The organism is Cognatundibacterium luofuense (assembly GCF_018139685.1).
GTDB lineage: Bacteria > Pseudomonadota > Gammaproteobacteria > Burkholderiales > Burkholderiaceae_D > Undibacterium > Undibacterium luofuense.
Map to the genome: position 1 here is coordinate 152,554 of NZ_JAGSPN010000011.1, position 10,994 is coordinate 163,547.

A 10,994-nucleotide genomic window follows, 5' to 3' on the forward strand; every position below is an offset into this window, starting at 1 on the left:
GAACCGCTGCCGGAAGGCTTCTGTGCTCAGAAACTGCTTCCGCGCACATCTTTGCACCCGGCAACGGAGGAAGGCTGATTACACTGAATCAGCCTGCGAACAGTAATTAGCCGATGTTTTTAGCGTAGTCGTCTGCGCTCATCAGGGCATCTACTTCAGCCATGTTAGCTGGCTTCAGTTTGAACAGCCATGCAGAGAATGCATCTGCATTGATGGATTCAGGTGCGTCTTTGACTTCGTCATTGATCGCAACAACTTCGCCGGAAACCGGTGCGTAAATGTCGCCTGCAGCTTTAACAGACTCAACCACTGCGCAGTCTTTGCCTGCGCTCAGTTCTGTACCAACGGCTGGCAGATCAACGAAAACGATATCGCCCAGTGCATCTTGTGCGTAAGCAGTAATACCCACTGCAACAGTACCGTCGGCTTCTACGCGTACCCATTCATGAGACTGGGTATATTTCAGTTCTGCTGGAACACTCATGTTTGACTCCAAAGATTTTTAAAATAAAACGGAAATAAATACGGGGTGCGCATCAGGCACCCCGTTCAGAAATTCAGGCAGCGAGTACTTTGCCGTTACGGACAAATGGCAGCTTCACAACCGTTGCCGCCAGTTGTTTGTCACGAATAACAACGTGGACTGTGTCGCCAACCACAACACCCATTGGCAAACGTGCCAGCGCAATCGCTTCCTGCATAGACGGGCTGAAAGTACCACTGGTGATTTCGCCTTCCCCTTGTGCGCAGATCACTTTCTGATGCGCACGCAGAATGCCACCTTTTTCACGCAAAATCAAACCGAGGAACTGAGCCTTCTGACCTTGTTCCAGCAGTGCTTGCTTACCGACGAAATCACGTTCGCTGACCAGATCGATGGTCCAGGCCAGACCTGCATCCAGCGGGTTGACGGTCTCATCCATGTCCTGACCGTACAGGTTCATACCTGCTTCCAGACGCAGCGTGTCACGCGCACCCAGACCAGCCGGTTTGACACCAGCAGCGGCCAGTGCATTCCACAGGTCAGCAGCGCGTTCTGCTGCCACACCGATTTCGAAGCCGTCTTCACCGGTATAGCCGGTACGTGCCACCATAACTTCACCGAATGCTGTGCCCGGAACGATAACCACGTTGAATGGCTTCATTTCAGCGCTGGCTTCTTTTGTTTCCGGCAAAACTTCCCATGCTTTAGCACGGGCATTCGGGCCTTGTACCGCGATCAGTGCATAAGCACCTTCACCGGAACGACGCTGTGTAATGGTCAGGCCAGCAGCAGTTTCTTCGTTACGTTTTTGCATCCAGACGATATCTTTTTCCGCTGTACCGGCATTCACCACCAGACGGAACCAGTTTTCACTGAAGAAGTAAATAATCAGATCGTCGATAACGGTGCCTTCAGGCTTCAGCATGCAGGAATACAGCGCTTTGCCCGGCACTTGCAGTTTATCGACATTGTTTGCTACCAGACCACGCAGGAAAGCGCGGACGTTGTCACCTTTCAGGTCAACAACGCACATATGAGATACGTCGAACATACCGGCGTCACGGCGCACAGCGTGATGTTCTTCAATTTGGGAACCGTAATTAACAGGCATATCCCAGCCGCCGAAATCGACCATTTTGGCGCCGGAAGCACGATGCGTTGCGTTGAGTGGAGTTACTTTGAGAGATGTCGCTGCTTGCGTCATGAAAGCCTCTTACCAGTTAGAAGGTTATAGCCGGTACAGTCAGCGCTGCACGGCTTCGCAATAACCCCTCTGTCCTGGTACCTGAGAGATTACGGCTCTGCAAGCAGATCCGTGCGCACCTTCGGTGGGTAGCCGGTGATTTTTGCCGCTACCGCTCTCCAGAGTCTGAGAAAACCAGCCGGTTTTCCGTTGATCGGTCCTTTTGCCTGAGAGTTTTTGGGTGTTCGCACCTTCGGCGGCAGCTCTGCGCTGCTCTCTCCCGATCAATTCCGTGGATTATATAAGGCTTATGTGAGGTTGGATATATCGGATTCCAAATATTTCATAAGGATGAACATCAGACTGGCAGAAGTTCACCGGAACCGTGATTCCGGTGAATAAAATCTGCACAATTCAGATCAGATGACTTCAGTGCAAGGCTTCAAAGCGCAGCTGATCCTGCTCACGGCGCAAGCGTGCCGCTTTTTCTTCTGCATCACGCTGCTGACGACGCAGACTGTCTATCTGGCTACGCAAGTCCGCACGACTACGTTCGTTACGGCGCAATTCGTCCGCATTGTTAGGCGACGGTTTACTGTCTTTGTTGTCTTTAATATCTTTAACTTCTGCCAGACGGTTTGCATCGCGCTCCAGCTGACGCACATTATTTTCCAGATCTGAGGCGCGCTGGGCAAATTCGCGGGCTTCGCGCTGCGCATGCCGGATACGATCCTCAAGATGCTCAAATTCACGCCCGTTTCTGACAGCGCGGTCTAAACGCCATTGCAGCTCAGGACGACAAACATTCACAGCCATCCAGTTGCCGCGACGCGCCCAGTCGAATGCATTGGCAGGCGTACAGTATTCATCATTCTTACGGTTCCAGGCTGCGGTATACACGTCACGGGTTTGCGCAATCACGAATACGCGGTCACGCTGCGCATTCGCCATGCGCTGCTCCAGCATGTACGGACGACCCCAGCCATCCTGTGCGCCGGCATCTTGCCAGTACTGCACCAGACGTGCCTGCCAGCTGTCCTGATATTGTGGCTCAGAGAATTTCAGTCCACGCGCCTGCGCATCGGCACGACGATTGTTCACATCGCGGCCATTAACTGCATCTTCCCACGCGAGACGACGCCAGTATTCGATGATTTCCTTATCCCAGCCTTGCTGATACGCATCAGCACGCACAAAGACTTCGCGTTGTTTTGCATTTTGTTCATGTTCTTTAAAACGGCTGTCCGGAATACCGTCATGCGCATCTGCCACGCCCAGCTGAAACCAGTAACCCTGATTACCCTGCGCCCAGCCGCTGCGGTACTGGTCACTACGGAAACCGATAGCAGCGCCTTCCTGCTGACGTTGCTGCTCCAGCTTCACCGGTGACCCGGCACGACCGTCAGCATCGCCGGTACGGAACCAGTATTCCCCGTTGCCCAGTGTCCAGCCATCAACGTAGAATCGCTCCTGCGGCGGCGTTTTATTCTCGACGATTTTTTCCGATTTCAGTTGCTGCGCAAACTGTGACACCGGCAGCGCACGGTTACCATCGTCCCGACCGAGGCGATACCAGAATTGCTGATTACCGGTGGTCCAGCCACCCAGATACAAAGTACCGGATTCCGCTGTCACTTTACTGTTATCGACTTTCGCACAGAAATCGCGCCTGTCATCAAACTGTGCAGTCAGCCCTGCTTCACCATCTTTGCGGCCTATCATTTGCCAGTCGCCGGACTTGCAATCATTCATGCGTGTAATGGTGCTCTGGCAGGCGCTGAGCATAGCGACACCGGCAAGCAGAGCAAACAAGCGCAGGTTTTGGGATGTCAGTCGGGATTTCATACATACTTTCTGAAAGTGAGTTGAAGCAAGAACGTGTGACAGTTTGTTACAGTTGACGGCAAGGCGGCATTTTTAAGCATTGAAATCACAGAAAGCGGCTACAGTTAGCGTTGCAGCAGTTGACGATACCCGACAGACTGCCTCCAGCCACCTTTTCTCGTCATTTATGTCCGAACTTTCTGCTGCTGCGTCAGCGTCCGACGCCAATACGGCAACGCCTGCCCGCAAACTGGGGCCACTGCGCGCCTTACTGCCATTTTTACTACCGTACCGAAAACAATTTGCGCTGGCGGGATTTGCCCTGCTTGCCGCCGCTGCCGCCACCCTGTCCGTGCCGATGGCATTTCGCGGCATGATAGACGGCGGCTGGCAAGGCGCTGCAAATGCACTGCCGAATGCCTTTTTATTGTTATTCGGTCTGGCCATGCTGCTGGCGATTTCCACCGCCGCCCGCTTTTACATGGTGTCCTGGCTGGGCGAGCGGGTAACTGCCGATTTGCGCAAGCAAGTGTACTCACACATTCTGCGGCAAAGCCCGCTGTTTTTTGAGACCACACGCACCGGCGAAGTGCTGTCGCGTTTAACCACCGATACGTCGCTGATACAAACCGTGGTCGGCACCAGTATTTCGATGGCGCTGCGCAACTGCCTGTTACTGGCTGGCGGTTTGCTGATGATGCTGATCACCAGCACATCGCTGACGCTGATGATACTGGTGTTACTGCTGGCCGTGATTTTGCCGATACTGCATTTCGGCAAGCGGGTACGCAGCCTTTCGCGCCAGAGTCAGGACAGCATCGCCGATTTTTCTGCACTGGCCGGTGAAATTCTGAATGCAATGCCGACGATACAGGCGTTCACCCGTGAATCCGCCGAGCGTGAACGCTTCGGCACACAGGCGGAAAAAGCTTTTGACAGCGGTATCCGCCGGGTGCGTGCCCGCGCCCTGCTGACCATGATTGCGATCACGCTGGTATTCGGTGCGATCATTCTGGTGTTGTGGCTGGGGGCGCAGCGCGTTGCCGCGGGTGAAATGAGCAGCGGACAACTGGCGCAGTTTATTTTGTACGCCTCAATTGTGGCCGGCGCATTCGGCGCTTTATCGGAAGTGCTTGGCGATGCCCAGCGCGCTGCCGGTGCAACCGAGCGTTTGCTGGCACTGATGGCTTACCCGCCTGACATTCAGGACCCGCCACATCCAAAGCTGCCGCCGGACACCGGCAATACGCAGGGAGCGACGCTATCGCTGTCAGCACTGCGTTTTTCCTACCCTTCCCGTCCGCAACAACTGGCGCTGGACAACATTCATTTGCAGATCGCGGCTGGCGAAACCGTCGCACTAGTCGGCAGTTCCGGCGCCGGGAAATCCACGCTGTTTCAACTGATACTGCGCTTTTATGAGAGTCAGCAAGGCGAGATTGCGCTGAACGGACAAGATATCCGCGAATACCGCTTGCAGGATTTGCGTCAGCGTATCGGCATCGTGCCGCAGGACACTGTGATTTTTTCCGACAATGCGCTGGAAAATATTCGCATCGCGCGGCCGGATGCCAGCGATGCAGAAGTAATGGAAGCAGCAAAACAGGCTGCAGCACACGACTTTCTGAGCGCTCTGCCCGAGGGCTATCACACCTTTCTCGGCGAACGCGGGGTACGCCTTTCGGGCGGGCAGCGTCAGCGCATTGCGATTGCTCGCGTGCTGCTGAAAAATCCGCCTTTGTTATTACTGGACGAAGCCACCAGCGCGCTGGATGCGGAATCTGAGCAGCGTGTACAGGCAGCACTGGAACGCGCGATGACCGGACGCACCACACTGATCATTGCGCACCGGCTGGCAACGATACAGAAAGCCGACCGCATCATCGTGATGGATCAGGGCAGGATCGTTGAAACCGGTACGCATCAGGACTTACTACAGCAGCAGGGTATTTACGCACGGCTGGCCAGCCTGCAATTCGGGTTGAACAGCGCGCCGGAAACACCTGCAGAGGAAGCCGTCAGTCCGTTGTAATCAGGCTCCGGCGACCTAGTATTGTGCAGAAGTCCGCATCTGTGATTTTCGGAGAGCCGGACTTTCTGCCGACGACCGCCGGATCGGTATGCTGAACTCCGCATTTTGGCCATTTTCAGGTGTTTTCGGGCAGTTTCTGACGCTCTGAGGCTGCCTGAGTTGTCTGAGCCGCCTCAGCGTCTGCGCCCGAAACACCCGTACTCTGAGCGACTCAGGGACGACTATAGACTTGCTTACCGGCGACCCAGGTCGATAACACCTGCGTTGTGGCGATCTCACTGACCGGCACTTTCAGAATGTCGCGATCAATCACCACAAAATCCGCCCACTTCCCTTTTTCCAGACTGCCGAGCCGGGTTTCCTGAAACGCCGCAAATGCAGCATCCAGTGTGAAGCAGCGCAGCGCCTGCTCACGGCTCATCGCCTGATCCGGATACCAGCCTCCTTGCGGTTGCCCCTGCAAATCGGTGCGGCTGACTGCCGCCAGCATGCCTTCAAACGGATTCGGCGATTCAATCGGAAAATCCGATCCGCAGGCAATCCGCGCACCGAGTTTAGTAAAACGTTGCCACGCATAAGCACCACGTATCCGCTGCGGGCCAACGCGCTGCTCCGCCATATTCATATCCGAAGTTGCATGGACTGGCTGCATCGATGGAATCAGACCCAGCTTCACAAAACGCGGAATATCTTCCAGCGCCACCACCTGCGCATGTTCAATACGGTGACGGCGGGCGGCGCGCCACTGCGGCGGTAATGCGGCAAATGCATCCAGCACTTCACGATTCGCCGCATCGCCGATGGCATGCACATTCACCTGATAACCGCGCGAAGCAGCAGTCCGTATCATGCCCTGCAATTCTGCCGGTGTATGAAACAGCAAACCTTTGGTGTGCGGCGCATCGCTGTACGGTGCCAGCAAAGCTGCACCGCGTGAACCGAGGGCGCCATCGGAAAACAGCTTCACAGCACGCAACACATAGCGATCCTGCGCTGCATCGTAGCGCGGCCCGTCTTTGGATAATTGCGTAAATTCTTCGCCGGTGCCGCGTATCATGCCGTACACCCGCAGCGGCAAGGCTTGCTCCGCCTGCAAACTGCGTATCGCCTGATCTGCCGCGACATTGATACCGGCATCATGCACGCTGGTGATACCGTTGGCGACCAGTGTATTCAGTGCGAGCTTCAGTGCCTCCTTATTCTGCGCTGCATCGGCGGCAGGAATATGACGGCTGACCAGTGTCATCGCACTATCGATAAGCACACCGGTCGGATTACCGGCCGCATCCCGTTCAATACGACCACCGGAGGGGTCAGGCGTGTTTTTGTCGATACCGGCAATGCGTAACGCAGCCTGATTCGCCCAGCCCGCATGACCATCCACACGGTCCAGCCAGACCGGACGCTGCGGCGCGAGATCGTCGATATCTGCTGCCTCAGGAAAGCGACCGAGCTGCCAGACGACCTGATTCCAGCCACCGCCCAATACCCAGCCATTGCCCGGATACTGGCGCAGATAAGTACGAATCGCTTCGCGCGCTTCCTGCAAATTGCGTGTCTCGCGCAGATTCAGACTCAGCATGCTGTAACCGAGGCTGAGTAAATGCCCGTGCGCATCGGTCAGGCCGGGTAAGACCGTTTTTCCGCCCATATCCAGCACTTTCGCAGCAGGCCAGCGCGGTGCGAGTTCTGCCTGTGCGCCGGTAGCCAGTACTTTACCCTGATCACTGATGACCAGCGTGTCAAACTGACGCAAACGTTCGTGCTCCCAGCTGTAGCCGTTTGCCTTAATCAACATCGTTTCTGCCTGTACCCAAGGCGCTGTCAGCAGTAACACTGCACTCAGCCAGAACTGTCGTCGCATCATGTCCCCCTTCTTTTTGTAATCCGCGCAGCTTAGGCAGAAAAACAAATTCTCACAAGGAAACCCGGCACAATGGATAAACAATGTCAGAAACTACCCACAAAAATACGGTGCGCCAGATCCCGCAACTGACGACGATGGGATTAGTCATCAATTTCAGATAAATCACCAATTTCATCTAAAATCATTTAATTTCGCGCTATTTCAATTCTTCGTTAACGCCGCCTGTCATCAGGCTGACATTTTTCTTGACGGCGAGCTATGATTTTCCGTACACTCTTCGGATCCTGAAGACACAGTCGACTCTGGTCGATATTTCTGATCTTGCCTATGAAAAGATTACGACCCGCACTCACTCCACGGATTGCCGCAACCATTGCGCTGATCGCGTTACCGCTGATCAGTCTGGCAGAAGGCAGCGTCCCTGCTGACTCACCTGCACCGGCTGAAAATTCCCCCGTCAATACACTTAGTCTCGATACATCTCTGTCCGGCACACCCGGTTCTCTGAACCTGTCCGAAACCCGTGAAATCGATTTGTGGGAACGCATACGCGGTGGCTTTGCGATACCTGATCTGGAAAACAAAACAGCCGCTGGCCAGACAACCTGGTACGCCAGCCGCTCCGATGCATTTCTGAAAACGCTGCAACGCGGCTCCCGCTATCTGTATCACGTTGTGGAGCAACTGGAAAAACGCGGCATGCCAACGGAACTGGCGCTGCTGCCATTCATTGAATCGGCATTTAATCCGCAAGCCATTTCCAGCGCCAAAGCCAGCGGTATGTGGCAGTTCATGGCAGCAACCGGCAAAGACTACAATCTGAAGCAAAACATGTTCACCGACGAACGCCGCGGTGTACTCGATTCCACCGAAGCAGCGCTGAACTATCTGGAACGGTTGTACGGCATGTTCGGTGACTGGCAATTAGCACTGGCGGCCTATAACTGGGGCGAAGGCTCGGTGCAGCGCGCGATCAAAAAACAGCAGGCAGCGGGCTTACCGATTGATTTTGACAGCCTGTCCGTTCACATGCCGGCAGAGACCCGCAACTATGTGCCGAAATTACAGGCAGTAAAAAACATCATTGCGCATCCTGAACAATTCAACATCAGCCTGCCGACAGTAGAAAATCAGCCTTACTTTGTACCGGTTGCAAAAACCCGCGACATGGATGTGAAGCTGGCAGCAGAACTGGCGGAATTGCCACTGACTGAATTCACTGCCCTGAATCCGCAATTCAACAAACCTGTGATCACCGGCACCACAACCAAGATTCTGCTGCCGACTGAAAATGCTGAAAAATTCAAAGAAAATCTGACCAAGTGGCAAGGTCCGTTGTCGAGCTGGGCAACTTACATTGTTCAGAAAACTGAAAAAATTGAAGCTCTGGCAGCAAAACTGGGGCACAGCGCAGATTTCTTAAGAAATGTGAATCTGATTCCGGCAAAAATGCTGGTGAAAGCAGGCTCAACACTTCTGGTGCCGAAATCTGAGAAACATACAGATCAGGATATCGCGCCGGAGATCGCTGAAAACGCCAAACTGATCGTTGAAAAAGCAATCACTACACGCCAGATCAGTCTAAAAGTCGGCAAGCGTGACAATTTAAATGCGATAGCGAGCCGCTACCATGTCAGCGTAGCCGACATCAAATCCTGGAATAAACTGAAAACAGAACAAATCAGTTATGGCCAGACGCTGAAACTGGAAGTCCCGGTCACAGCGCGCAGCCGCGATAACGGCAAACAAAAACTGGCCAGCCATCACGGTCACCGCCGCAGTTAAGCAAAGCGCTTGCCAAGATAATATCCCGGTAAAAACGAAAAGCCGCTGCCATCAATGCAGCGGCTTTTTCTTTTCACGCGACAATCATTCTGCAAAGCAAGCTCATTCATTTCCGAAAAATTAAGGCTACATAAATCGCTGGCAACTCATGAAGCAATATATTCACAAACCATTTTGAATCAGCGCCGGAATAAAAAAAGCGCTGCAATTGCAGCGCTTTTTCACATCAGAAACTGAACTATCGCTTATTTCTGATTCGCGAAAATCACCCAGTAACGAGCCAGTTCTGCAGTACCGTCTTTACCACCAACGGATTTCAGTGTTTTGATCGCAGCTGGCTTTTTACCGCTTTGCAGCTGTGCAATACCCAGATGCAGTTTCGCGTCTTCTGCTTGTGTCAGGCCACCTTTTTTGATGCCCTCTTCCATCAGCGCAATACCCTGATCTGCTTTACCGGCAGCAACCAGTGCAAAGCCCAGTGTCACCAGGCCGTTACCGTCTTTCGCTGCTTTAGCATTAGTTTCAGCAGCTGCGAAACCTGCATTCGCTTCGTCATTAGCTTTCGTTGCCATATCACGCAAACGCTTGTGACGGTCAACATCGTTGCCTGTGCCTAATGCACCTGCTTTGTAACCTGCATCAATGATTTTGCTGGCTTCTGCAGGATAACCTGCTTTAATCGACATCAGGGAAGCTTCCATGTAGTCGTTGCCTTTTGTTACCTGACCCAGCGCCAGTTTCAGACGCAGCAGATCCAGTTTCAGGCGTTCAGAATAACCTAGTTTACGTTCCAGAATATTCAGCAGATTCACCCAGTATTCTTTTTTGCCGTGGTACATCACCAGTTTTTCCAGCGCGCCGGCATATGCAGTCGTATCTTTTTGCTTAGATAAAGCATTCGCATAAAATTCCAGATTCGACAGGCTTGGTGTGCGACCGGCCTTCTCATCCGCTGCGATCTCAGCTTCTACTGCTTTCGCCGCTTTCGAGCTGTCACCACTCTGATTCATCGCCTGAATCAGGTATGGACGCATAGACTGATCTGTACCGCCGTCAGAATAATAGCGGTTATACCAGGTTACAGCCTTCGAATAGTTACCGGCTTTGTAGTACGCATTTGCCAGCACCTGAATCATTTGCAGCTGATCTTTAGAAGGCAGTTTGTTCGCAGCGATGATTGCTTCGGCAGCACGGATCGTTGCATCGTTATCGCCTGCAGCAGATGCAATCGACAAACGCATACGTTCAATTGTGAAACTTTCGTTGACGGATTTACCGCTGATGCCATCGGCCTCATGGATTTTCGCCAGCGCTTCTTTGTATTTTTTCGCTTTATAAAGGTCACCGGCAGTCTGCACAATACGGCCGACTTCAGGGCGCATCGCTTCCTGAGCAAATGCAGTATTTGCCGCAATATTTGTCAGTTCAGGCGCGGCAGAAAAGCCGATAGCTGCTACCAGCACAGCAATACGAGAAAAGCGAAATTGCATCATAAGTTATCTCACCATCAATGAATTGAATAAATGCCGGGCAGATCGCAATTTACCTGCCCTTCAATATGAAAATGGCAGGTAGATACCTGCCACTTCCTAATCATACAACAAGTCTGTTCTGAGCCTGGAGTAAATTCACAGTTAATCTGAATCTTATTTCAGGAACTGCTCATTACCCACCATACCGATCTTGGTCACGCCCAGACGCTGTGCCGAGGCCATCACCGCAGCAACCGATTTGTACTCCACGACCGCATTCGGGCGCAGATGCACTTCCGGCTGATTCGGCTGCGCTGCTACTTCACTCAGCTTCGCTTCCAGTTCAC

At 53.2% G+C, this 10,994-nt stretch carries 8 protein-coding genes and 2 riboswitches; of the genes, 2 read left to right on the forward strand and 6 right to left on the reverse strand.

The genetic code is table 11. The features are described 5' to 3' along the window. Positions 1-106: 106 nt before the first annotated feature. The 3 genes from gcvH to KDM89_RS14835 form a co-directional block, all read right to left on the reverse strand. Entirely contained in the window at positions 107-484 is a 378-nt protein-coding gene (gene gcvH, locus KDM89_RS14825; RefSeq protein ID WP_212688687.1) for a glycine cleavage system protein GcvH, read from the reverse strand. Positions 485-557: 73 nt separating this feature from the next. Beyond that, positions 558-1,688 carry a glycine cleavage system aminomethyltransferase GcvT gene (gene gcvT, locus KDM89_RS14830; protein WP_212688688.1) on the reverse strand — a complete coding sequence of 377 codons (1,131 nt, stop codon included), beginning with the start codon at positions 1,686-1,688 and terminating at the stop codon, positions 558-560. A gap of 59 nt (positions 1,689-1,747) precedes the next feature. Then, positions 1,748-1,860, reverse strand: a riboswitch (glycine riboswitch). Positions 1,861-1,872: 12 nt separating this feature from the next. Next, positions 1,873-1,960, reverse strand: a riboswitch (glycine riboswitch). 136 nt (positions 1,961-2,096) lie between these two features. Then, the gene (locus KDM89_RS14835) at positions 2,097-3,512 is read right to left on the reverse strand and encodes a DUF2799 domain-containing protein (RefSeq protein ID WP_212688689.1); all 1,416 of its coding nucleotides are present in this window, start codon (positions 3,510-3,512) and stop codon (positions 2,097-2,099) included. A gap of 166 nt (positions 3,513-3,678) precedes the next feature. Between KDM89_RS14835 and KDM89_RS14840 the strand changes: the two genes are divergently transcribed. After that, positions 3,679-5,523 carry an ABC transporter transmembrane domain-containing protein gene (locus KDM89_RS14840; RefSeq protein ID WP_212688690.1) on the forward strand — a complete coding sequence of 615 codons (1,845 nt, stop codon included), beginning with the start codon at positions 3,679-3,681 and terminating at the stop codon, positions 5,521-5,523. 211 nt (positions 5,524-5,734) lie between these two features. On the opposite strand, the gene KDM89_RS14845 is transcribed toward KDM89_RS14840, so the two are convergent. Beyond that, positions 5,735-7,390 (reverse strand): amidohydrolase, encoded by a 1,656-nt coding sequence (locus tag KDM89_RS14845; protein ID WP_230427886.1) that lies wholly within the window; start codon positions 7,388-7,390, stop codon positions 5,735-5,737. Positions 7,391-7,717: 327 nt separating this feature from the next. On the opposite strand from KDM89_RS14845, the gene KDM89_RS14850 reads away from it, so the two are divergent. Beyond that, a complete protein-coding gene (locus tag KDM89_RS14850) occupies positions 7,718-9,175 on the forward strand; it encodes a transglycosylase SLT domain-containing protein (RefSeq protein ID WP_212688691.1) in 1,458 nt (485 codons plus the stop codon). Positions 9,176-9,420: 245 nt separating this feature from the next. Here the strand turns inward: KDM89_RS14850 and KDM89_RS14855 are convergent, their stop codons facing one another. Beyond that, positions 9,421-10,668, reverse strand: a complete 1,248-nt coding sequence (locus tag KDM89_RS14855) for a tetratricopeptide repeat protein (protein ID WP_212688692.1) — start codon at positions 10,666-10,668, stop codon at positions 9,421-9,423. A 153-nt stretch (positions 10,669-10,821) separates the two neighbouring features. Next, positions 10,822-10,994, reverse strand: a 173-nt coding sequence (locus tag KDM89_RS14860) for an ExbD/TolR family protein (protein ID WP_212688705.1), incomplete at its 5' end; no start/stop codon positions are given.